Below are 21,776 nucleotides of genomic sequence, written 5' to 3'. Positions count from 1 at the left end.
ATAATTTCAGGAGGGTGAATACCATTGTCATTCCAATTTAGATTACCAGACATCGGTGAAGGTATACACGAAGGCGAAATCGTAAAATGGTTTGTTAAGCCAGGCGATAAAGTCGATGAAGATGATGTGCTATGTGAAGTACAAAACGATAAGGCGGTTGTAGAAATCCCGTCTCCAGTAGCAGGTACTGTAGAAGAAGTGCTAGTTGAAGAAGGATCCGTTGCAGTAGTAGGCGACATCCTCATTAAATTTGACGCTCCTGGTTATGAAGATCTTAAGTTCAAAGGCGATCATGGCGATGAAGAGCCTAAGAAAGAAGAAAAAACAGAAGCTCAAGTACAAGCAACTGCAGAAGGCGGTCAAAACGTAGACAAAGCCCCTGCTAAAGAAGATGAAAATAAAGAAGCTACAGGTGCAGGCGCTGCGGCTCAGCAGGATGTAGATCCTAACCGCCGTATAATCGCAATGCCTTCAGTTCGCAAATATGCTCGTGAAAAAGGCGTTGACATTGCACAAGTCGCTGGATCCGGAGATAATGGCCGCGTTCTTAAAGAAGACATCGATGCATTTGCAAATGGAGATGTCAAAGCACCAGCAGCAGAAGCACAAGAAGCTCCAAAAGCTGACGCAAAAGAAGAAAAAGCACCGGCAGCAGCTGCTGTTCCTGAAGGTGAATTCCCTGAAACACGCGAAAAAATGAGTGGAATCCGCAAAGCGATCGCAAAAGCTATGGTTAACTCCAAGCATACTGCTCCACACGTAACATTAATGGACGAAGTGGATGTAACTGAACTTTGGGCTCATCGTAAGAAATTCAAAGATGTTGCAGCTGAAAGAGGCGTTAAGCTTACATTCTTGCCTTACGTTGTAAAAGCATTGACAAGTGCTCTTCGCGAATATCCAGTGTTGAATACTTCAATTGATGATGCTGCAGGCGAAATCGTTCAAAAGCATTACTTTAATATCGGTATCGCTGCTGACACAGATAAAGGATTATTAGTTCCGGTTGTGAAAAATGCTGACAGTAAATCTATGTTTGCTATTTCCAACGAAATCAACGAGCTTGCTGGCAAGGCACGCGACGGCAAATTAGCACCTAATGAAATGAAAGGCGCTTCTTGCACAATCACAAACATCGGTTCTGCTGGCGGACAATGGTTTACTCCTGTAATCAACCATCCAGAGGTTGCGATTCTTGGCATTGGCCGCATCGCTCAAAAACCTGTGGTTAAAAATGGTGAAATTGTAGCGGCACCTGTGTTAGCATTATCATTGAGCTTCGATCACCGCATTATCGACGGAGCTACTGCTCAACATGCTCTTAACCACATTAAGACTCTGTTGAACGACCCAGAATTACTATTAATGGAGGCGTAAAACAATGGTAGTAGGAGATTTCCCAATTGAAACAGATACTTTAGTAATCGGTGCAGGCCCTGGTGGATATGTTGCAGCAATCCGTGCAGCACAGCTTGGGCAAAAAGTGACAATCGTAGAGAAAGAATACATGGGCGGCGTTTGCTTGAACGTTGGATGTATCCCTTCCAAAGCATTGATCACAGCTGGTCATAGATTTGAACAAGCTCTTCATTCTGATGATATGGGGATTGTTGCAGAGAACGTAAAAGTGAACTTCGACAAAGTCCAAGAATGGAAAGGTTCTGTCGTTAAAAAATTGACTGGCGGAGTAGAAGCTCTATTAAAAGGAAATAAAGTTGATATCGTCCGCGGTGAAGCTTATTTCGTAGATTCTAACAGCATTCGTGTAATGGATGAAAACTCTGCTCAAACATATACGTTCAAAAATGCAATCATTGCAACTGGATCTCGTCCAATCGAAATCCCGAACTTCAAGTTTTCTGAGCGTGTAATTGACTCCACTGGAGCACTTGCACTTAAAGAAGTACCGAAGAAAATGGTTGTCATTGGTGGAGGATACATCGGAACTGAGCTAAGTTCAGCTTATGCAAACTTAGGTTCTGAAATCACTATCCTTGAAGGTGCTGACGAAATCCTTGGCGGCTTCGAAAAACAAATGTCTTCATTAGTTAAGCGCAACTTGAAGAAAAAAGGTGTCAACGTCATTACAAAAGCAATGGCGAAGAGCTCTGAAGTAACTGAAAATGGTGTAGTTGTCACTTATGAAGCAGGCGGAAAAGAAGAAAAAATCGAAGCGGACTACGTACTTGTGACTGTTGGACGCAAAGCGAATACAGATGAAATTGGTCTTGAGCAAGTCGGCATCAAGATGGCTGAACGCGGTCTTATCGAAATTGATAAGCAATGCCGTACAAGCGTTTCAAACATCTATGCAATCGGCGATATCGTTCAAGGACCTCCACTAGCTCATAAAGCATCTTACGAAGGTAAGATTGCAGCGGAAGCTATCGCTGGAGAACCATCTGAAATTGATTATTTAGGAATTCCGGCTGTATGTTTCACAGAGCCTGAACTTGCAACAGTAGGCTATGATGAAGCAACTGCTAAAGCTGAAGGTATTGAAATCGTTGCTGCTAAATTCCCATTTGCAGCTAACGGCCGTGCATTGGCTTTGAACAGCTCTGACGGATTCATGAAAATGATTACTCGCAAAGAAGATGGATTAGTCATTGGTGCCCAAATCGCAGGATCTGGTGCATCTGATATGATCGCAGAACTTGGACTGGCTATTGAAGCTGGTATGACTGCTGAAGATATCGCTATGACTATTCATGCTCACCCAACATTAGGTGAAATCACGATGGAAACAGCAGAAGTTGCTTTAGGCAACCCTATCCACGTCGTAAAATAAGGAATAATCGAAAAAGCTGGCCACGCTTTCAAAGCGGGCCAGCTTTTTTTATCTATTCAAAATTTTCAACTGCTGCAGCATTATTGGAGCTTCTAAGTGATTTGGAAAGGATTTGAACAATTTTTTCCGAAGAGTTTTTTCCTTCTATTTTTATCTTGAGCCGATCTTTTTTCACAATGAGGATGGAGGGATATGAAGTGATATGATATCTCTGCTCAAAAGTGGACTGATCCTTCGGTGAAACAACGATCATCCGGCGAAATGCTTTAGGATGATCAGTCTTAATATCTAAAAGTGCATCATAATATGGAATTTCTTTTTCATAATGGTCACCATCTGAAAAGAAAATAATCTGATCATTCAACGTTTGTTTACCATGTGACAGAACTGGTTTTTCTTCACAACCTGAGAGGATTAATATTGAAAGAACAAACCCAAATGAAATAACTTTCATTTTAATAGCCTCGCTTTTTGAATGTAGTGAATCAACTATTTTCTCCTATAGTATCATAGGTCCATTTCCACACCTTAAAAGTAATTGAAATGATACAGAAATGAAAAATTTCCAAAATGTATTTTGAGGTTTAAACATAAAATAATAGTGAATTTAATATAGAAGAAATAAACCGGAAATGCGGTGATCAGAATGAAAAAATATGTAGCCTTCCTCATCCAGCTGATGGTATGGAGCAGTTTTACGCTGGTGGATTGGCTCTCTAAGCGAGATCATAAAGAATATAAAATCCTCATGTTTGCAGTCTTTTTTTACCTGGCATTCATCATTGCAAGAAGCATCGTCAAATCAAAGAAAATTACCTTATTTGTCACCTTATTCAGCCTGGCATTTTACCTGTCCTTCCACTTAGTTCTTCAAAATTTTATTCCCATTACATTTTTATTTATCGTCTAAGCAGTCTTTAATATGTACTAATTGCTCATATGCAGGAGTATTTCATGAATTATTTTTTATTGTGACATACAAATTAGGCTTGAAATTTTAAATATGTTATATTATTATGAACTTATGAAAGAAAATAAAGCGCTTACAAAAACGAAGACAAGGGAGAGCTGATTGATGGGTACTATCGTATGCCAAAACTGCAACAACACGATTGAACATTTTGAGGATGAAAAAGTAACGGTTTTGTATTCGAAGAAGTGCTGTCATTGTGATCATAGCTTAAAAAAAGAAGAGAAGTAACGTTTTCACATATAGGGGTATATTGTGGGACATAGATAAAAAGATGGCTTTGCTGACGGATGGGAGACCGTTAGCAAAAGCCATCTTTATTTTTTTCATTTTATTGCCTTATATTCTTTTATAACCCTTAGATTTTTCAGTTCGAAATCCTCAGGTCCTTGAACCGGAAGGCCGGCTTCAACATTTTTTTCGATATAGGCAAGGTTTTCTTCTGTAATGATTTCCCCAGGAATGAAGATTGGAATACCCGGAGGATAGACCATGATAAATTCAGCAATTGTCCGCCCCACAGATTCCTTAATAGGGACGACCTCAGTTTCTGCATAGAAGGCATCCCTTGGCGTCACTGCCAATACAGGAATGTTAGGCAGCATCACAATGGCATGATTATCATGGGGAATTTCTCCTGCCGTTTGTGAAAGCTCTTCTATAGCATTAACAAGAATATTTGCTTCTTGTTCTGTATCCCCTGGAGTGACAATGCAAAGGATGTTATATAGGTCTGACATTTCAACTTCTATATTATAGGCCTCTCTCAGCCATTTTTCAGCATCATATCCCGTGATGCCAAGGCCTTTGACAGAAATGATCAATTTTGTTGGATCATAATCGAATGTTGCTTTTGTGCCAAGGATCTCTTTCCCGACACAATAGACCCGATCCAGCTTATTGATGCGATCACGAATGGACTCGGCCAATTGGATGGCTCCATCGATCAATTCGCGTCCTTCAGTCGCCAAACGCATTCTCGCAGCATCCAAGGAAGCGAGTAAAAGGTATGATGTAGAGGTAGTAGTCATCATACTTAAAATTGTCTGCACCCTTTGCGCTGAAACCAGCCCATCTTTTACGTTAAGGATCGAGCTTTGCGTCAGTGAGCCGCCAAGCTTATGGACACTAGTCGCAGCCATATCTGCCCCCGCCTGCATAGCCGATAATGGAAGGTCATCATGGAAATGGATATGGACTCCATGGGCTTCGTCTACAAGTACGGGAATATCGTAGGAGTGTGCCATTTCCACTATTTTTTTCAGATCGGCAGAGATGCCGAAGTAAGTTGGATTGATAACCAGGACTCCTTTTGCATCAGGGTGCTGCTGCAGTGCTTTCGCTACTGAATCCGTTGTAATGCCATGTGAAATGCCCAATTCCGGGTCAATATCAGGATGGATGAATACAGGTGTCGCTCCTGAAAAAACAATAGCTGACATAACAGATTTATGAACATTTCGTGGTACAATAATTTTATCTCCAGGTCCGCACACAGCCATTACCATTGTCATGATTGCTCCGCTTGTGCCTTGGACGGAGAAGAAAGTGTGATCCGCTCCGAATGCTTCAGCTGCAAGGTCCTGGGCTTTCTTTATCATCCCTTTAGGCTGATGCAGGTCATCCAGTGGACCAATATTGATTAAGTCAATGGATAATGCATTATCACCGATGAATTCGCGGAACTTGGGATCCATTCCATTTCCTTTTTTATGCCCTGGAATATGGAACTGGACAGGGTTTTTCATAGCATGTTCTAATAATCCTGTAAATAAGGGGGTTTCAAACTGTGACAATTCATACTACACCTCTTTTTTAAAATATAGACTTGCTCATTTATCTCATGCATTAATGCTCAAATAATGTTCATCTTTACATAAAACAAATGAATTATAGCACTTATCCATTGGTTTGCATAGAGATATTTGACTAATGCTTCAATGGAAATTTCACTTAAAAGGGGAAGAGGATATGAAGTGGAAAACGAGGGTTACTGATCTTTTAAATATTAAATATCCCATCATACAAGGTGGACTTGCATACTTAGCATATTCGGATCTTGCAGCAGCTGTATCAAATGCAGGGGGACTTGGTCAAATAACGGCTATGTCGCTGGATTCACCTGAAGCGTTAAGGGAAGAAATTAACAGATTAAAACAGCTCACCGATAAACCATTTGGGGTCAACTTTGCAATAGGGCAGCATGGCAGGCCATTCTCCCATTATTTAGAAGCTGCATTAGATGAACAGGCGCCCGTCATTTCTATGACAGGAGGGAACCCGGCGCCTATCTTTGATATGCTGAAAGGGGTGGATGTCAAAAAGCTTGTATTAGTGGCAGCCAAACGTCAGGCAATCAAAGCAGAGGAGCTTGGAGCCGATGCAGTAATGGTAGTGGGGCAAGAAGGAGGGGGACATCTTGGGAAAAACGATACAGGAACCTTTGTCCTGATCCCACAAGTTGTAGATGCGGTCAATATCCCTGTAATTGCATCCGGAGGCATCGGTGATGGACGTGGTTTGATGGCAGCGCTGGCGCTTGGAGCAGAAGGCATCGAGATGGGGACCAGGTTTATTGCCACAAAGGAATGCGTACATGCCTCAGATGAATATAAGAATAAATTGATACAAGGATCGGAAAATGATACTGTAATCATCAAGCGGACACTTGGATCTCCAGCCAGGGCCATTTCCAATGCTTGGACTGATAAGATTCTGGAGTTGGAGAGAACGGCAGGTACATATGAAGCGCTGAAGGATTATATAAGCGGGAAAGCCAATCAAAAGTTCATTCATGAAGGAATGATGGATGAAGGTTTTGCTTGGGCCGGCCAGGTGATGGGCATGATTCATGACAGTCCATCTGTTTCTGAATTGATGGATAGAATCATCTCTCAAGCAGAAACAATACGGAAGAATTGGACAGAATAATTGATAAATGTAAAGAAGGTGTCAATATGAAGGAATATCAATATCCCTTTTCTTATGACTGGTCGACAGATGAGATAATCGATGTCGTGAAGTTCTTTGAGTCGATTGAAAATGCATATGAAAAAGGAATTAAAAGAGAAGCTTTGATGAGTTCTTATAGACGATTCAAGGAAATAGTACCGAGTATGGCTGAAGAGAAGACCATTTTTAAGGAATTTGAACAATCCAGCGGCTATTCATCCTATCATGCGGTGAAAAAAGCAAAAGAGCACGAAGATGGCACATTAATAAGAATGTAAAAAAACCGTTTCCTGCAATAAAAGCATTTAAATGCTTTTATTTGGAGGGAACGGTTTTTTATTTTTGGACAATGATTGTACGCTCTCAGAGATGTTTATGCTAAGCGATAGAGGGGTACTAAATGTACAAACGCATCTTGAACAGCCTGAAGGAAATCCTCAGCATCCATTTGGATGGCTTGTTCTTTGGGAATCCGGATTCCACATAATAATTCAGCTTTTTTTACATCTTGCACTCTTTGAAAAAGGTCTTGTAAATCTTTTTTGGACATTTCATTCATAGAGGCTGAATCAGGCTTCATATGGTCAGTGGACCAAACGAAATAATCCGGGATATCCTTGTAGATCTTGTTAAGGTTCCTGGCGAATTTCTCACCAATTGCCCCTTTGTCCGGTGCTTCATAGATAACTGCAAACCAGACAAAAATGTGGGTGCCCCAAAGACCTATTTGGAAATGGGGATGTTTCTTATACCCTCGTTTATTGTTGGCAATCGCCACCCAAGTATCCTTTGGAGGATTGATGGTACGCCTTGCATGTTTGGCAACATGAGGAAACATTTCATCCCCGGTCATAGCACTTAGAGCAGGTGCAAAATAATTGCCTAAAGCTTCTAACTTTGGCCTTATGGTCTCGATCAGAGCTTCCATTCTGGGTTCAAGCCCATCTATATTAAAGACATTAAAATCATCATTGGTGAATCCAGTGAATTTCATACCAGCACCTCCTTGTCGATTGTTTACTAAGATTGTTTTCTTATTGTACCACAAAGGGATTATGATCAAAAAAATCAGCTTCAGGATGTCGAAAAAGACATATAGGTTTGAGCACAATTTAGTTGCAGGTTGAGTGGGTTCAACATACTATAGCATTAAATAATATCTGAAAATTAAGAAATTATAAGATAACCTTGGAAGGGGTGGAGATAAGTATGAAACAAGTAATGAATTCTTCCAGAAAGAAAGATTTCGACCAGCAAAGATTGGCAGTACTTCGAATGGAAATGGATTATGAATTAGCGGTGCTTTTCGAAGCAATTCAAGAGAAAAATGAAGATATACAAAATAATTCAAAGAAAAAGCTCGAAAAGATACGTGAAGAACTGTTGAGATTAAAAGCGCTATAATATATGACTTGTTTATTGAAAGGAAATTGCAGAGAAATGAATAATCGCTATTATATAGCATAGAAACGGATTCCGTTAGCAATGAAGGAATCCGTTTCTATGTGTTTGGGAAAGGTAATGGGGCAGGACCAAAAACTTGAATAGACAAGCTGTTTCCTTTATTGTGAAAGATAATTCATAATGATATCCCATTATGCTAAGGGGGAGAACCAATGAGCCAATGGAAAGAAATCGATGCAAATGCAAAGAAATGGCTGAAAGAGGCTGGAGAAAGCATCAAGGCCTCATTTGAAAACAAATTAAGTGTTACGACTAAATCAAATCCAAACGATTTAGTGACTAACATCGATAAAGAAACCGAGCAGTACTTCATTCAACAAATCAAGAACTCCTATCCCGATCATAGGGTGTTTGGCGAAGAGGGTTTTGGCGATGAAATTGAAACGCTGGATGGAATCGTCTGGATTATCGATCCAATAGACGGTACGATGAATTTTATCCATCAACAGCGTAATTTTGCCATTTCTATCGGTGTCTACAAAAATGGAAAAGGGAAGCTGGGATATATCTACGATGTGGTCCTGGATGAACTCTATCACGCTGAAGCCGGTTCTGGGGCATTTTTAAATGATGCAGCCATCCCGAAATTGGAAAAGACTCCTGTTTCCAAAGCGATCGTCTCACTGAATGCTACGTGGGTCACACCTAATAAACGTATTGACCATCAAACATTGACGCCGCTTGTAAAAGATGTGAGGGGAACACGCTCTTATGGTTCGGCAGCGCTTGAACTCGCCTATGTTGCCACAGGCAGGCTTGATGCATATATTACGATGCGGCTTTCACCATGGGACTACGCTGGAGGCAAAGTGATTGTAGAGGAATTAGGCGGCAAAGTAACCAACCTGGAAGGGGAAGAATTAGATTTAATCAACCCGTCTCCGGTATTTGCCTGCAAGCCCGGCCTTCACGAAGAAATCCTACATAAATATCTGCTCAATGAAAAAAAATGAGCTGATATCCCGTTCTGTCGGTACGGAAGATGTTCTCCTTTTAGAGCAGTGGACTAAATGTGAGGATAACTGGCTCAAAGAAGAACTTTCAGGATTTACAGATGTGAATTCCTTTTTTGAATACTACCGTTCGCTTGAGGGAGAATGGAGAATCTGGGAAAACATCGAAAACGAAGAAGCAATTGGTCTGACTTATCATATGTGCTCTGCTCCTTCCAACCAAAAACCATGGCTCGGAACTATCGTCACCAGTCCAGCCTATCGAAACAACAGGTTGGGAAGGGGAATCATAGATGCCCTCGGTGAAGAAATGAAAAGATCCGGCCATAAAGCACTGTTTGCCGGGGTGCCTATTCAGCAGTATAGTTGGATAGATTTCTTGAACAAATGTCTTTTCGAACAATTGAAAGTTGAATCTAATCAAAAAGGGCAGTTCATGGTTATGGCAAGGCCCTTATAAAAAAGAACGGCCTCGCATGCAGAGGCCGTTCTTCATTGTTCTAAGACAGTTTGTTTAAAGAATATTGATATTTACAGTTTTCCTTCTTCTCTCATTTGCTTTTTCTTTTTAAAGCCCATTCCCATTATCAAGATAAGGAGAACTATACATCCCAGGATGCCGAGGATGCTTCTCTCACCTATGGCAACCCCGATTCCCATAATGGAGGTGGCTGCAAGTATTGCGTAAAGGACAAAAATCCATTTGATATCTTTCATATGTTTCGCCTCCTATGCCCTTTATTGTACATAAACTCATTAGACATTTCTAGTTACTATGATATAATGGTACAGTTAAAGAAACAATGGAAGCAAAAAGGCAGGAGTGAACATACTTGAAAATTAGAGAAGACATCCGTAATATTGCCATCATCGCCCACGTTGACCATGGAAAAACGACACTCGTCGACCAGTTGCTTAAGCAATCTGGGACGTTCCGTTCAAATGAGCATGTGGAAGAGCGCGCAATGGATTCCAATGATTTGGAGAGAGAGCGCGGAATTACGATTCTGGCAAAAAATACGGCAGTTCAATATAAAGACAATCGTATTAATATCATGGATACACCGGGACATGCAGACTTCGGAGGCGAAGTAGAGCGTATCATGAAAATGGTAGACGGTGTTCTATTGGTTGTTGATGCATACGAAGGATGTATGCCGCAGACCCGTTTTGTTCTGAAGAAAGCATTAGAGCAAAACCTTCGTCCAATCGTAGTCGTAAACAAAATCGACCGAGATTTTGCCCGTCCTGAAGAAGTGGTAGATGAAGTATTGGAATTATTCATTGAACTTGATGCAAACGATGAACAACTTGAGTTCCCGGTTGTCTATGCATCAGGAATCAATGGAACGGCAAGTGCAACACCTGATAAGCAGGATGAAAATATGGAAGCTCTATTCGAAGCAATTGTTGATCATGTACCAGCACCTGTGGACAACAAAGAAGAGCCTCTTCAATTCCAGGTTGCACTTCTTGATTACAACGACTATGTCGGAAGAATTGGAATTGGCCGCGTATTCCGCGGGACAATGAAAGTAGGGCAATCTGTTGCTCTTATGAAGCTTGATGGTTCTGTTAAACAATTCAGGGTAACCAAAATCTTTGGATTCTTCGGATTGAAGCGTTTGGAAATTCAAGAAGCAGTTGCAGGCGACTTAGTGGCTGTATCAGGAATGGAAGATATCAACGTTGGAGAAACGGTTTGTCCTGTGGAACATCAGGAACCGCTTCCAGTGCTTCGCATTGATGAGCCGACATTGCAAATGACATTCTTAGTAAATAACAGTCCATTTGCAGGACGTGAAGGAAAATTCGTTACATCCCGTAAAATCGAAGAAAGATTGGAAGCGCAGCTTCAAACGGATGTAAGTCTTAAGGTTGAAAATACAGATTCTCCTGATGCATGGGTCGTTTCTGGACGTGGTGAGCTTCACTTATCGATTTTGATCGAAAACATGCGCCGTGAAGGATTTGAGCTTCAAGTTTCTAAACCGGAAGTTATTGTCCGCGACATTGATGGTGTCCGTTGTGAACCGGTAGAACGTGTTCAAATTGATGTACCTGAAGAGTATACAGGCGGCGTCATTGAGTCCATGGGTACACGCAAAGGCGAAATGGTCGATATGATTAACAATGGTAATGGACAAGTCCGTCTGATATTCATGGTCCCAGCACGTGGACTGATTGGCTATACGACTGAATTCTTGACATTGACTCGCGGCTACGGAATCATCAACCATACATTCGATAGCTATCAGCCTATGCAGCCCGGAAGAGTCGGCGGCAGACGCCAAGGCGTATTGGTTTCAATGGAAACTGGAAAGACTTCTCAATACGGTATTATGCAGGTTGAAGACCGTGGGGTCATTTTTGTTGAGCCTGGTACTGATATTTATGAAGGAATGATCGTTGGGGAACATACACGTGAAAATGATTTGACGGTTAACATCACGAAAATGAAACAAGCAACAAACGTGCGATCCGCTACAAAGGATCAAACTACTACAATGAAAAAACCAAGAATCATGACACTTGAAGAAGCGCTTGAGTATCTAAATGATGATGAGTTCTGTGAAGTTACTCCAGAATCCATCCGCCTGCGCAAAAAGATCCTTGATAAGAATGAACGTGAAAGAGCTGCTAAAAAGAAAAAGCTTGCAGAAACGAACTAATTAAAAGGGGGAACCGACGTGAATGTAACCGAACACCTTTCCTTTTTCGCCTCCTTATATAAAGTGGATGAAAATCCGGAATTGGGCATGTGGCTGTTATATATTACGTTTATCGCTCTATCCATCCTAGTTTATAAACTTGGATTTGCCCTAAAACTTCCTGTTCTAAAATCGGTCGTTATTTATATATTTTTAATATTAGGCTGTACTCTCTTGACCTTTCTTGGAATTTTCCTTCCAGTAGGAGAGGGCCTGGTCGTCGCAGCATTAATATTGATCATTTATAAAATCCGCCTTCATAATCAAAAGAAAATGGAAGCGGAACAATCGAATTCATAATGGGAGTGAAGCTGTTTGCCATCAGTCCAAGATGCCTTCTATAATTATTTAACGATTTATTATGTGTGGAAATCACGGCAGGATGACACAGCAGCGAAAGAAACATTGGATTTTTTCACTGAGATGCTGATTGAAGATTTCGGTATTCCTCAATGGTCCATTGAGGAAATGGAAGACTTCATTGAAGTGAAATTTCAGCAGGATAAGAAGGACAGGCTCTTACGTTTTCCTTATGAATTGATTTCCTGTATGCTTCATCAGATTGAAGATGATCCAGCAAGATATGCTTAAAAAAAGGAAGCCCTCGGGCTTCCTTTTTTAGTGTTTATGCAGCATCGTTTTTGACCAAAGCCGCCATTAATGCGGCATATAGAAGATGACCGACAGACCAAATCAGGATGGCTGGCCAGTCATGCCACGTTGGGACTGGTTTCTCAGCTAGTGCCGAGAGCGGGAAATAAAGGAGTATAGCAGGGATTATTAACAAGAAAGCTAATAGCCATTTGTTCAAAGAAGAGGATGTGAAGCGATAAAGAAGTTTTAAATAAACCCAAACAATTAAAATAGAAGTGAGTAAATGGATTAAAAACTCAATGAATTCAGGGTAGTCCATTTTACCTGCTATCGGAATAAAATCAATATTGAGCAGCAAAGTATAAAAATGGATGCCGGTTAAGGCCTGAGCAAGCTTTAGAAACAATCCTAAAAACACTCCGCTAATTGTACCAATCGCTGCACTGCTCTTACGCATTAAAAATCTTCAGCTACTTTATTTGGCCTATAGAGTTTAAAGTTCCCTGTTGCAATGCGTTCATTTGTTTTGTGGGTAATCCGTTCTGTGCATTCTGTACACATATAAGTATGGATTGGACGGTTTCTCAACCTTTTTGCTTCAAGAGTATCATCATGCAAATTATCAATTTTCTCACAAAGTACACATTTCACACGCATATTATTTCCACCTTTGTTAAAATATCTTTTAATAGTATAGCACGTGAATGCCTGCATATCTAAAAATTTGCGAATGGTATGCTATAACAATTGTCTACATATAGTATAATGTGATTAATCTAAGAGGGGAGGATTGAGTATGGCAAATCGTGTGGAGCCTAAATTGACACCCGCTCTATTTGAAGAACTTCAAAAAGAGAGATTTGTGATGATTGCCACTTGTGATCATGAAACAGGAGGGCCGAACGTCAGTGCCATTTCCTGGATTTATGCAAAAGATGAAGAAACGATACTTTTTGCTGTAGATCAGCGTTCCCGAATTCTCGAAAATTTGAAGGCGAATCCAATGGCTGTCATTACGCTGATTGCGAATGAGTCGACTTATTCTATCAGCGGGAAATCCTTCATAGCAGCCGAAAAGCTTGAATCTGTCCCATTGAAATTGACATTGGTTCAATTGGATATTACAAATGTCAGGGATGTCATGTTTTATGGTTCAAAGATAACGGTTGAACCGCAATATGACAAGACCTATGATAAAAAAGCTGCAGACCGATTAGATAAACAAGTGATGGAAGCATTGAAAAAAGCTTAGTTAAGGCATTCTTAACTAAGCTTTTTTTGTCATTTATGATAGTTAGACTGTTTTTCCTGGTCTTTTTCCAGTTGTTTTTCGTTTTTGTCATTTGTTGACTTTTTTGGGTTTTCTGGTGCTTGTTCCGGGTTTGTATCTGAGAGGGTGCCCGGGATTTCCGGCATGACTCGTCCGACAATATCGGAAAGTTCATTCATGATGCCTTGAATGGGTTTTCCATTGCCAATATCTTTTTTGACTTCCTTTAAGCGCGCTACTAGATCGGGGTCTGCCACAATCACTGCATTTGCCCCATAAGGATCATTCTTGAGGCTTTCAGCTACAGAATATTTAATAGAACCCACCTGTGACCTCTCCACGTTGGAGTCTATATCAATTCCCACAACGGCTATTTTTCCGAGTACGACTGCAGTTGCATCATTGACATTTGGTATGCTGCTTGCGAGGTTAACTAAATGCTTGGAAATTTGCTGGCCATTTTTGGATTTGAAAGATTGTTTATTGCTATTTTGGACTGAGATAGGCCTTGGTTCATTCTGCTGATCATGGACAGCTGTTTTTTCTTTATTATTATTGATATTTGAACAACCTGCTGTCAATAAACCAATCAATATTATAGCGGATAAATATCGCACTAACTGCACCTCCATTAATGGTATCTTCCAATTAGTGTGTAAACTTCGTCTATCTTTATGCATTTCTACATATATTTTAAAAAGTCTCGTCCAAGTCTGCGGCGAAGACTCGATGAATCAGTGAACCCGTTGATGAGGCTCAACATACTATATGAGTAAGAAAAACAGGAGCAGGAGGCATCGATTTGAATAATATTTATGTGTTAGATACCAATGTTTTATTGCAGGACCCCCACGCCATCTTTTCTTTTGAAGACAATGAAGTTGTCATACCAGCAGTGGTGTTAGAAGAGGTCGATTCAAAGAAGCGCTATATGGATGAGGTTGGAAGGAATGCAAGACAGGTATCCAAATTGATTGACGGTCTGCGGGAAGCAGGAAAGCTCCATGAAAAGATCCCATTGGAAAATGGGGGGACATTCAGGATAGAGCTGAATCATCGTTCGTTTCAACAGCTCCAGGAAATTTTTGTGGAAAAATCAAATGACAATCGTATATTGGCGGTTGCGAAAAATATTGCGCTGGAAGAAGAAGCAAAAGAGGATGGGAAAAATGTCATCCTTGTAAGCAAGGATGTCCTGGTCAGGGTGAAGGCAGATGCCCTGGGATTAAATGCCGAAGATTTTTTGAATGATCGGGTCGTCGAAATTGACCATATTTATACAGGTTTCCTTGAGGTATATATCAATAAAGAATTATTGAACCGTTATTATGAAAAAGGGGAATTACAATTATCTGAAATCACCAATCATCCATTTTATCCCCATCAATTCCTGATTATGAAGGATGCACTCGGCAGTTCAGCATCAGCCATAGGCATGATCGACCATACCGGCAAGAATGTCAGGAAATTGATCCATAATGGAGACCATATTTGGGGAATTAAACCTAGGAATGTTCAGCAGATCATGGCGATGGAGCTGCTGCTTCGGGATGATATACCACTAGTCACCATGATTGGGAAGGCAGGGACGGGGAAAACTTTGCTGACGCTCGCTGCAGGTCTTTTGCAGATTGAAGACTTGTATACGTACAAAAAGCTCCTCGTAGCGCGTCCGATTGTCCCGGTAGGAAAAGATATTGGCTTCCTTCCAGGGGAAAAGGAAGAAAAACTGCGTCCATGGATGCAGCCGATCTATGATAACCTTGAATATTTGTTCAATGCTAAAAAGCCTGGGGAGTTGGATGCGATCCTTGCAGGGATGGGTTCGATTGAAGTAGAGGCACTCACATATATCCGCGGAAGAAGCATTCCTGATCAATTCATCATCATTGATGAAGCCCAGAATTTAACGAAGCATGAAGTGAAAACCATCCTGACAAGGGTAGGGGATCGAAGTAAAATAGTCCTGATGGGAGATCCCAATCAAATTGACCATCCATACTTGGATGAGTACAACAATGGGTTGACATACGTGGTTGAGAAATTCAAGGAGCAGACCATTTCGGGTCATATTAAGCTCCTCAAAGGTGAAAGATCCGGTTTGGCCCAATTAGCGGCAGACCTTTTATAACAAATCAAAAAGGCTGTCCATCGTGGTCAGCCTTTTTAACATGCTTATTCTACTCTGAATGCCCTTACAAAACGAATAGGGTCATTCCTATTGCTTCCGTCTTTAAAAAGGACATGAATCGGTCCGTCCTCTTTTAGAGGCTTTCCGACTTTTGAATAGGCAAGCAATAAATCTTTTGCTTGATCCAAAGGAATATTGAATTCCCCATTCTCGGTTTCGACTACCAGCTTCCGCGCATCTTCAGATGGCTCGGCATTTTTCAGGAATGGAAGGAATTCCATGGCAAAAGTCCCTTGAAGAACCTTTTCCTTTTCGAATTTCCGTTCGGATTTAAGGGTAGGAGGGAAGACTGCACCTTCTTGGATTTCGCGCTCCCAATGCTTAGAGGTTGCTTTGATATAATCCTCCAGCTCATTCACTTCTATTTGTTCGGTCACGAAATATGTATCAAGATCGATTCTTCGATCATCAAAAATCCATACACCTGGATCTAATGTAATAGGGAATTTAACTTTTCCCTTGAATGGAATAATCATTTCCATATGCATATTCCCCCTTCTTCCCATTAAGTATATCTTAAAAATCGTCCTCTTGAAAGAGAACCAGCTCCCTAATTCCAATTGAACATAAGGGAATACTTGTAAAACGCTTTATTCCCTTTATTTTTCTTGCAATTTTGTCCTTTTAACGGTAAAATTTTTAGATAGAATTGTCTAATCGCTCGGAAACGGGGGGATTAATGTGGCGTCTGATGTAAATATAAATCATTCAGAAAAAGCCTTGGAATTGTTAAAGGCGGACGCAGAAAAAATCTTGCGGTTGATAAAAGTTCAAATGGATAACCTTACTATGCCTCAATGCCCTTTATACGAAGAGGTGCTTGATACGCAAATGTTTGGATTATCCCGTGAAATAGATTTTGCAGTTCGATTAGGCTTACTCGAAGATAAAGAGGGGAAAGCAATGATTGGCTCTTTAGAAAGGGAACTTTCTGCCCTTCACGAGGCATCTTTGAAAAAGTAAATAAAAATCAAAACTCAAACATTCTTTTTAGGGCTGTTTGAGTTTTTTTGTAGGAAAGAAAATATGAGCCAAAAGTCTCTTTGAAGGAGATTGTTACCAAAAGGTTTTTGAAGGGATTTAAGACAGTTATGAAGAATTGTAACAATAACAAAAAGGATTGGACGATCGGGTATGTTTAAAAAAATCTTAAAATCGTATGACTATTCGCTGATAGTTGTCTATTTCTTATTGTGTATTTTTGGCCTAGTCATGGTATACAGTGCGTCAATGGTTTGGGCTGTTCAGCAGCTCCACCAAGAAAATGATTTTTTTTATAACAAACAAAAAATCAACTTAATACTTTCATTTATCTTTTTTATAGGTGCCTCTCTTTTTCCGTATAAGGCATACATAAGCAAGAAATTTATCGGAGGCATTGTGCTTCTTTCACTATTCGGGCTCGGCTCGTTGTTCGTTTTCGGGCACATCTCTAATAATGCACAGAGCTGGATCAAACTTGGAACACGGATGATCCAGCCTGCTGAGTTTGTTAAACTTACAGTCATTCTTTATCTATCAGCTGTCTACGCAAAAAAAGAGAGCTACATTAACAAATTCAACAAAGGGGTCGTCCCGCCGATCGTATTCCTTTTTGTCGTATGTCTACTAGTTGCTGTCCAGCCCGATTTTGGTACAGCAGGAATTATTTTTGTCATTGGTGTTACGATCATCATCTGTTCGGGTATGAATATGAAGAACTTGATGAAGCTTGCATTATTGGGACTGATGCTGGCAGTGATTGCTTCTCCGTTCGTCCTAGTGATGAAGGATAAGATCTTTTCCAAGGAACGTATGAGCAGAATTGAAGTATTCCTTGATCCCTTTCAATATGAGCAGGGCGATGGGTACCAAGTCGTCAATTCCTATATTGCAATAGGCTCCGGAGGAATTACCGGCCAGGGGCTGGGCCAATCTGTTCAAAAACTTGGCTATTTGCCGGAACCCCATACCGATTTCATTATGGCTGTTGTAGCAGAAGAATTGGGAGTCTTCGGAGTAGCTTTTGTATTGCTTGGCTTAGGCTTTATCGTATTGAAGGGGATATTTATCGGCATGAAGTGCAAGGACACGTTTGGCAGTTTATTGGCCATAGGGATATCCAGCATGATTGCCATCCAATCGATAATCAATCTTGGAGGAGTATCAGGTTTCGTTCCGCTGACAGGGGTGCCGCTTCCGTTCATCAGCTATGGAGGTTCATCCATCCTGCTGTTATCAATCGCTATGGGAGTCCTTGTGAATGTTGCAATGTTCGTGAGGTATGAACAGAAATATAAGGCGAATAAAGGCGAACCGGTTCCGGAACAAAATAAATCCACTCAGCTTTATAGGGTGAAATATTAATTCGTAGGTATTCACCCGCTCTGAAAATGAGCGGGTGTTCATCTAATAGATTCCTAATTGAAACCATCTAGTTGAAGCAAGGGGAGGTAATTGGCAATGAAGAAAATCAATAAAATTCTAGTAGCTAACAGAGGCGAAATTGCAATCCGGGTGTTCAGGGCCTGCACCGAGTTAAATATTAGGACAGTGGCTGTCTACTCTAAAGAAGACTCGGGTTCCTATCATCGCTATAAAGCAGATGAAGCCTACCTGGTCGGCGAAGGAAAGAAGCCGATCGATGCCTACCTGGCTATTGAAGAAATCATTGAAATTGCAAAGAAAGCAGAAGTGGATGCCATCCATCCAGGCTATGGGTTTTTATCTGAAAATTTGGAATTCGCTACTAAATGTGAAGAAGCAGGGATTATCTTTATCGGACCAAATCCAAAACATTTAGATATGTTCGGGGACAAAGTCAAGGCTCGTCAGCAAGCAGTACTTGCAGGACTTCCTGTCATCCCTGGGAGCGATGGGCCGGTTTCGGGTCTTGAAGAAATCGTTCAATTTGGGAAACAGCATGGATATCCGATCATCATCAAAGCTGCTCTTGGCGGCGGCGGAAGAGGGATGAGGATTGTAAAGCGCCTGGAGGAAGTAAAAGAGGCGTTCGAGAGAGCAAAATCCGAAGCAAAGGCTTCTTTTGGAAGCGATGAAGTTTATGTAGAAAAGTTTGTTGAGAAGCCAAAACATATTGAGGTTCAGATCATCGGTGACAATGAAGGGAATATCGTCCATTTGTTTGAGAGGGATTGTTCTGTTCAAAGGCGCCATCAAAAGGTTGTGGAAGTGGCCCCTTGCGTTTCCATTACTGAGGAATTACGGACTAAGATTTGCAGCGCCGCTGTTCAACTGATGAAAAATGTTGATTATGTCAATGCGGGAACGGTTGAATTTCTTTTAGCAGGTGAGAACTTTTATTTTATTGAAGTGAACCCGCGGGTACAGGTTGAACATACCATCACCGAGATGATTACAGGGGTCGACATCGTACAGACCCAGATTCTTATTGCTTCCGGATACAGCCTTCATAGTAAAGAAGTCAGCATACCTCATCAGGAAGACATCAAAATCAATGGGTTTGCCATCCAGTCAAGGGTCACTACAGAAGATCCTCTCAATCAGTTCATGCCGGATACTGGGAAAATTATGGCTTATCGATCTGGAGGCGGTTTTGGAGTTAGGCTGGATGCGGGAAATGGATTCCAGGGTGCTGTCATAACACCACACTATGATTCTCTTCTCGTCAAGCTTTCCACATGGGCAATGTCTTTTGACCAAGCTGCAGCCAAAATGGTCAGAAATTTACAAGAGTTCAGAATTCGGGGAATCAAAACGAACATCCCGTTCTTAGAAAATGTTGTTAAACATGAAAATTTCAAATCAGGAAATTATGATACTTCCTTTATTGATACTACTCCTGAACTGTTTTTCTTCCCTAAAAGGAAAGACAGGGGTACAAAGATGCTGTCCTATATTGGGAATATTACAGTGAATGGATTCCCGGGAATTGAAAAAAGAAAAAAACCTGTATTTGAAAAGCCGAGGATTCCAAACCTATCTGCAGACGTTAAGGCACCTGACGGAACAAAGCAGATTCTTGATCAACATGGAGCCGATGGACTTGTTCAGTGGATAAAGAACCAGCAGGAGGTCCTTCTGACTGATACCACTTTCAGGGATGCGCACCAATCGCTTTTAGCGACCAGGGTCCGTACTATCGACCTTAAGAGGATTGCAGAACCTACATCAAAGTTGTTGCCGAATTTGTTTTCACTCGAAATGTGGGGCGGCGCAACATTTGATGTGGCATATCGTTTCCTGAAAGAAGATCCGTGGGACAGGCTTCTAGCTTTGCGTACTGCCATCCCTAATACATTATTTCAAATGCTTTTAAGGGCCTCCAATGCTGTAGGATATAAAAACTATCCGGATAACGTCATAAGAGAGTTTGTCGAGAAGTCTGCTATGGGCGGAATTGATGTTTTTCGAATTTTCGACAGCCTAAACTGGGTAAAAGGCATGGAAGTGGCAATAGATGCAGTAAGACAAACAGGGAAAATTGCTGAAGCATCTATATGCTATACAGGCGATATCAATGATCCATTAAAATCCAAGTACGATATTCAATATTATAAGGATATGGCCAGAGAACTTGAGCAGCAGGGAGCACACATCCTAGCCATTAAAGACATGGCTGGCCTCCTAAAGCCACAAGCGGCTTACAGGCTGATTTCTGAACTCAAGGACACAATAAACATACCAATTCACCTTCATACTCACGATACAAGCGGCAACGGCATCTTCACTTATGCAAAAGCCATCGAAGCTGGAGTGGATATTGTGGATACGGCTTTAACATCCATGTCTGGATTGACATCACAGCCAAGTGCAAGTGCACTCTCCTATGCGTTGGACGGCTATGATAGAAAACCACGGGTCAATATTGAATCACTCGAAAAACTCTCCGACTACTGGGAGGATATCAGAAAGTACTACAGTGATTTCGAGAGTGGAATGAAGGCACCTCATACCGAAGTGTACCTCCACGAAATGCCTGGCGGCCAGTATAGCAACCTTCAACAGCAGGCAAAGGCTGTTGGTCTTGGGGATAAGTGGGATGAGGTCAAGGAAATGTATCGCAGGGTCAATGCGCTGTTCGGTGATATTGTCAAAGTGACCCCATCCTCAAAAGTTGTTGGAGATATGGCATTGTTCATGGTCCAAAATGATCTTACCGAAACCGATGTACTGGAAAATGGAGAAAGAATCGATTTTCCTGATTCCGTCATTGAACTTTTTGAGGGATATCTCGGTCAGCCATATGGAGGATTTCCGAAGAGGCTTCAGGAAGTCATCCTGAAAGGGAAGCAGCCGATCACTGTCCGTCCGGGCGAGCTTCTTGATGATGTTGACTTCAATGAGCTTAAAGAGAGTCTTTTCCACGAAATAGGACGTCAAGTTAATAGTTTTGATGCCCTTGCTTTTTCATTGTACCCAAAGGTGTTCCTGCAGTATATTGAAACAGTGAATATGTTCGGTGATATATCAACTTTGGATACACCTACATTCTTATATGGAATGCGATTGGGCGAGGAAATTGAAGTGGAGATTGAAAAGGGGAAAACATTGATTGTCAAACTAGTTTCCATCGGTCATCCAGGTGCGGATGGAACCCGGGTCGTCTATTTTGAGCTGAACGGACAGCCTCGCGAAGTCATCATTAAAGATGAAAGCGTCAAATCTTCTGTTGCTTCCAGAATGAAAGCCAATATGAAGGATGAAACTCATATCGGGGCTACGATGCCTGGAACTGTCATTAAAGTATTGGCTGAAAAAGGGGAGAGAGTAAACAAAGGGGATCATCTGCTATTAACTGAAGCAATGAAAATGGAAACAACCGTCCAAGCTCCATTCACTGGCATCATCAAAGAAATCCATGTAAAAAGTGGAGACGGCATACAGCCGGGTGACCTGCTGATTGAAATGAATAAATAA

The 21,776-nt window shown here is 41.2% G+C and carries 25 protein-coding genes; 17 read left to right on the top strand and 8 right to left on the bottom strand.

All coding sequences use genetic code 11. From position 1 onward, the window contains the following. Positions 1–24 precede the first annotated feature (24 nt). Both DFR59_RS01360 and lpdA read left to right on the top strand, forming a co-directional pair. Entirely contained in the window at positions 25–1,377 is a 1,353-nt protein-coding gene (locus DFR59_RS01360) for a dihydrolipoamide acetyltransferase family protein (protein ID WP_114743833.1), read from the top strand. 4 nt (positions 1,378–1,381) lie between these two features. Next, entirely contained in the window at positions 1,382–2,791 is a 1,410-nt protein-coding gene (gene lpdA, locus DFR59_RS01355; RefSeq protein ID WP_114743832.1) for a dihydrolipoyl dehydrogenase, read from the top strand. A 52-nt stretch (positions 2,792–2,843) separates the two neighbouring features. On the opposite strand, the gene DFR59_RS01350 is transcribed toward lpdA, so the two are convergent. After that, positions 2,844–3,245, bottom strand: a complete 402-nt coding sequence (locus tag DFR59_RS01350) for a thioredoxin domain-containing protein (RefSeq protein WP_114743831.1) — start codon at positions 3,243–3,245, stop codon at positions 2,844–2,846. A 192-nt stretch (positions 3,246–3,437) separates the two neighbouring features. On the opposite strand from DFR59_RS01350, the gene DFR59_RS01345 reads away from it, so the two are divergent. Both DFR59_RS01345 and DFR59_RS01340 read left to right on the top strand, forming a co-directional pair. Continuing rightward, complete coding sequence (locus DFR59_RS01345; RefSeq protein WP_114743830.1) at positions 3,438–3,701, top strand: hypothetical protein; 264 nt, start codon at positions 3,438–3,440, stop codon at positions 3,699–3,701. Between the two features lie 165 nt (positions 3,702–3,866). Continuing rightward, positions 3,867–3,992, top strand: a complete 126-nt coding sequence (locus tag DFR59_RS01340) for a GapA-binding peptide SR1P (RefSeq protein WP_114743829.1) — start codon at positions 3,867–3,869, stop codon at positions 3,990–3,992. A 95-nt stretch (positions 3,993–4,087) separates the two neighbouring features. Here DFR59_RS01340 and DFR59_RS01335 read toward each other — a convergent pair whose 3' ends face one another. Further along, a complete protein-coding gene (locus DFR59_RS01335; protein WP_114743828.1) occupies positions 4,088–5,557 on the bottom strand; it encodes an aminotransferase class I/II-fold pyridoxal phosphate-dependent enzyme in 1,470 nt (489 codons plus the stop codon). Positions 5,558–5,732: 175 nt separating this feature from the next. Here DFR59_RS01335 and DFR59_RS01330 point away from each other — a divergent pair, with 175 nt between their 5' ends. Next, complete coding sequence (locus DFR59_RS01330; protein ID WP_114744229.1) at positions 5,733–6,692, top strand: NAD(P)H-dependent flavin oxidoreductase; 960 nt, start codon at positions 5,733–5,735, stop codon at positions 6,690–6,692. A 26-nt stretch (positions 6,693–6,718) separates the two neighbouring features. Then, complete coding sequence (locus DFR59_RS01325; RefSeq protein WP_114743827.1) at positions 6,719–6,991, top strand: UPF0223 family protein; 273 nt, start codon at positions 6,719–6,721, stop codon at positions 6,989–6,991. A 95-nt stretch (positions 6,992–7,086) separates the two neighbouring features. On the opposite strand, the gene DFR59_RS01320 is transcribed toward DFR59_RS01325, so the two are convergent. Beyond that, the gene (locus DFR59_RS01320) at positions 7,087–7,707 is read right to left on the bottom strand and encodes a YktB family protein (protein ID WP_114743826.1); all 621 of its coding nucleotides are present in this window, start codon (positions 7,705–7,707) and stop codon (positions 7,087–7,089) included. A gap of 215 nt (positions 7,708–7,922) precedes the next feature. Between DFR59_RS01320 and DFR59_RS01315 the strand changes: the two genes are divergently transcribed. The 3 genes from DFR59_RS01315 (at position 7,923) to DFR59_RS01305 (ending at position 9,590) form a co-directional block, all read left to right on the top strand. Continuing rightward, a complete protein-coding gene (locus tag DFR59_RS01315) occupies positions 7,923–8,117 on the top strand; it encodes a hypothetical protein (RefSeq protein WP_114743825.1) in 195 nt (64 codons plus the stop codon). 212 nt (positions 8,118–8,329) lie between these two features. Beyond that, entirely contained in the window at positions 8,330–9,130 is an 801-nt protein-coding gene (locus DFR59_RS01310; protein WP_114743824.1) for an inositol monophosphatase family protein, read from the top strand. Continuing rightward, the gene (locus DFR59_RS01305; protein WP_114743823.1) at positions 9,117–9,590 is read left to right on the top strand and encodes an N-acetyltransferase; all 474 of its coding nucleotides are present in this window, start codon (positions 9,117–9,119) and stop codon (positions 9,588–9,590) included. The genes DFR59_RS01310 and DFR59_RS01305 overlap by 14 nt, the downstream gene beginning before the upstream one ends. A 71-nt stretch (positions 9,591–9,661) precedes the next feature. On the opposite strand, the gene DFR59_RS01300 is transcribed toward DFR59_RS01305, so the two are convergent. Next, positions 9,662–9,847: a YlaF family protein gene (locus tag DFR59_RS01300; protein ID WP_114743822.1), complete on the bottom strand. Its 186-nt coding sequence runs from the start codon at positions 9,845–9,847 to the stop codon at positions 9,662–9,664. 116 nt (positions 9,848–9,963) lie between these two features. Here DFR59_RS01300 and typA point away from each other — a divergent pair, with 116 nt between their 5' ends. From typA to DFR59_RS01285, 3 genes are read left to right on the top strand one after another with little or no spacing between them, the layout of a single operon-like run. Continuing rightward, the gene (gene typA, locus DFR59_RS01295; RefSeq protein ID WP_114743821.1) at positions 9,964–11,802 is read left to right on the top strand and encodes a translational GTPase TypA; all 1,839 of its coding nucleotides are present in this window, start codon (positions 9,964–9,966) and stop codon (positions 11,800–11,802) included. Between the two features lie 18 nt (positions 11,803–11,820). Further along, a complete protein-coding gene (locus tag DFR59_RS01290; RefSeq protein ID WP_114743820.1) occupies positions 11,821–12,141 on the top strand; it encodes a YlaH-like family protein in 321 nt (106 codons plus the stop codon). A 15-nt stretch (positions 12,142–12,156) separates the two neighbouring features. Next, complete coding sequence (locus DFR59_RS01285; RefSeq protein ID WP_114743819.1) at positions 12,157–12,432, top strand: hypothetical protein; 276 nt, start codon at positions 12,157–12,159, stop codon at positions 12,430–12,432. A 34-nt stretch (positions 12,433–12,466) separates the two neighbouring features. Here the strand turns inward: DFR59_RS01285 and DFR59_RS01280 are convergent, their stop codons facing one another. Next, positions 12,467–12,892, bottom strand: a complete 426-nt coding sequence (locus DFR59_RS01280) for a hypothetical protein (RefSeq protein WP_114743818.1) — start codon at positions 12,890–12,892, stop codon at positions 12,467–12,469. After that, on the bottom strand, positions 12,892–13,092 hold the full coding sequence (locus DFR59_RS01275; protein ID WP_114743817.1) for a YlaI family protein: 201 nt from the start codon (positions 13,090–13,092) through the stop codon (positions 12,892–12,894). Before DFR59_RS01275 ends, DFR59_RS01280 begins: the two co-directional genes overlap by 1 nt. 139 nt (positions 13,093–13,231) lie before the next feature. On the opposite strand from DFR59_RS01275, the gene DFR59_RS01270 reads away from it, so the two are divergent. Beyond that, positions 13,232–13,687: a pyridoxamine 5'-phosphate oxidase family protein gene (locus tag DFR59_RS01270; RefSeq protein ID WP_114743816.1), complete on the top strand. Its 456-nt coding sequence runs from the start codon at positions 13,232–13,234 to the stop codon at positions 13,685–13,687. A 29-nt stretch (positions 13,688–13,716) separates the two neighbouring features. Here DFR59_RS01270 and DFR59_RS01265 read toward each other — a convergent pair whose 3' ends face one another. Beyond that, the gene (locus tag DFR59_RS01265) at positions 13,717–14,322 is read right to left on the bottom strand and encodes a YhcN/YlaJ family sporulation lipoprotein (protein ID WP_245948345.1); all 606 of its coding nucleotides are present in this window, start codon (positions 14,320–14,322) and stop codon (positions 13,717–13,719) included. Between the two features lie 185 nt (positions 14,323–14,507). Between DFR59_RS01265 and DFR59_RS01260 the strand changes: the two genes are divergently transcribed. Further along, positions 14,508–15,836 (top strand): PhoH family protein, encoded by a 1,329-nt coding sequence (locus DFR59_RS01260; RefSeq protein ID WP_114743814.1) that lies wholly within the window; start codon positions 14,508–14,510, stop codon positions 15,834–15,836. Between the two features lie 44 nt (positions 15,837–15,880). Here the strand turns inward: DFR59_RS01260 and DFR59_RS01255 are convergent, their stop codons facing one another. Then, positions 15,881–16,378: a peptidyl-prolyl cis-trans isomerase gene (locus tag DFR59_RS01255; protein WP_114743813.1), complete on the bottom strand. Its 498-nt coding sequence runs from the start codon at positions 16,376–16,378 to the stop codon at positions 15,881–15,883. 199 nt (positions 16,379–16,577) lie between these two features. Between DFR59_RS01255 and DFR59_RS01250 the strand changes: the two genes are divergently transcribed. From DFR59_RS01250 to pyc, 3 genes are all read left to right on the top strand, one after another. Further along, positions 16,578–16,859 (top strand): Fpa/YlaN family protein, encoded by a 282-nt coding sequence (locus DFR59_RS01250; RefSeq protein ID WP_114743812.1) that lies wholly within the window; start codon positions 16,578–16,580, stop codon positions 16,857–16,859. A gap of 171 nt (positions 16,860–17,030) precedes the next feature. Beyond that, positions 17,031–18,242 carry an FtsW/RodA/SpoVE family cell cycle protein gene (locus DFR59_RS01245; protein ID WP_114743811.1) on the top strand — a complete coding sequence of 404 codons (1,212 nt, stop codon included), beginning with the start codon at positions 17,031–17,033 and terminating at the stop codon, positions 18,240–18,242. A gap of 96 nt (positions 18,243–18,338) precedes the next feature. After that, positions 18,339–21,776, top strand: coding sequence for a pyruvate carboxylase (gene pyc, locus DFR59_RS01240; protein ID WP_245948344.1), 3,438 nt, complete (start codon positions 18,339–18,341; stop codon positions 21,774–21,776).

It is taken from the genome of Falsibacillus pallidus (assembly GCF_003350505.1).
Lineage (GTDB): Bacteria > Bacillota > Bacilli > Bacillales > DSM-25281 > Falsibacillus > Falsibacillus pallidus.
This window is presented reverse-complemented; position numbering and strand designations above follow the sequence as displayed.

Excerpts from the sequence above, each read along its gene's own strand:
- lpdA (WP_114743832.1), top strand. The coding sequence starts at position 1,382 with ATGGTAGTAGGAGATTTCCCAATTGAAACAGATACTTTAGTAATCGGT.
- DFR59_RS01350 (WP_114743831.1), bottom strand. The coding sequence starts at position 3,245 with ATGAAAGTTATTTCATTTGGGTTTGTTCTTTCAATATTAATCCTCTCA.
- DFR59_RS01255 (WP_114743813.1), bottom strand. The coding sequence starts at position 16,378 with ATGGAAATGATTATTCCATTCAAGGGAAAAGTTAAATTCCCTATTACA.
- DFR59_RS01325 (WP_114743827.1), top strand. The coding sequence starts at position 6,719 with ATGAAGGAATATCAATATCCCTTTTCTTATGACTGGTCGACAGATGAG.
- DFR59_RS01300 (WP_114743822.1), bottom strand. The coding sequence starts at position 9,847 with ATGAAAGATATCAAATGGATTTTTGTCCTTTACGCAATACTTGCAGCC.
- DFR59_RS01310 (WP_114743824.1), top strand. The coding sequence starts at position 8,330 with ATGAGCCAATGGAAAGAAATCGATGCAAATGCAAAGAAATGGCTGAAA.
- DFR59_RS01305 (WP_114743823.1), top strand. The coding sequence starts at position 9,117 with ATGAAAAAAAATGAGCTGATATCCCGTTCTGTCGGTACGGAAGATGTT.
- DFR59_RS01345 (WP_114743830.1), top strand. The coding sequence starts at position 3,438 with ATGAAAAAATATGTAGCCTTCCTCATCCAGCTGATGGTATGGAGCAGT.
- DFR59_RS01245 (WP_114743811.1), top strand. The coding sequence starts at position 17,031 with ATGTTTAAAAAAATCTTAAAATCGTATGACTATTCGCTGATAGTTGTC.
- DFR59_RS01320 (WP_114743826.1), bottom strand. The coding sequence starts at position 7,707 with ATGAAATTCACTGGATTCACCAATGATGATTTTAATGTCTTTAATATA.
- DFR59_RS01275 (WP_114743817.1), bottom strand. The coding sequence starts at position 13,092 with ATGCGTGTGAAATGTGTACTTTGTGAGAAAATTGATAATTTGCATGAT.
- DFR59_RS01330 (WP_114744229.1), top strand. The coding sequence starts at position 5,733 with ATGAAGTGGAAAACGAGGGTTACTGATCTTTTAAATATTAAATATCCC.
- DFR59_RS01280 (WP_114743818.1), bottom strand. The coding sequence starts at position 12,892 with ATGCGTAAGAGCAGTGCAGCGATTGGTACAATTAGCGGAGTGTTTTTA.
- pyc (WP_245948344.1), top strand. The coding sequence starts at position 18,339 with ATGAAGAAAATCAATAAAATTCTAGTAGCTAACAGAGGCGAAATTGCA.
- DFR59_RS01340 (WP_114743829.1), top strand. The coding sequence starts at position 3,867 with ATGGGTACTATCGTATGCCAAAACTGCAACAACACGATTGAACATTTT.
- DFR59_RS01270 (WP_114743816.1), top strand. The coding sequence starts at position 13,232 with ATGGCAAATCGTGTGGAGCCTAAATTGACACCCGCTCTATTTGAAGAA.
- DFR59_RS01315 (WP_114743825.1), top strand. The coding sequence starts at position 7,923 with ATGAAACAAGTAATGAATTCTTCCAGAAAGAAAGATTTCGACCAGCAA.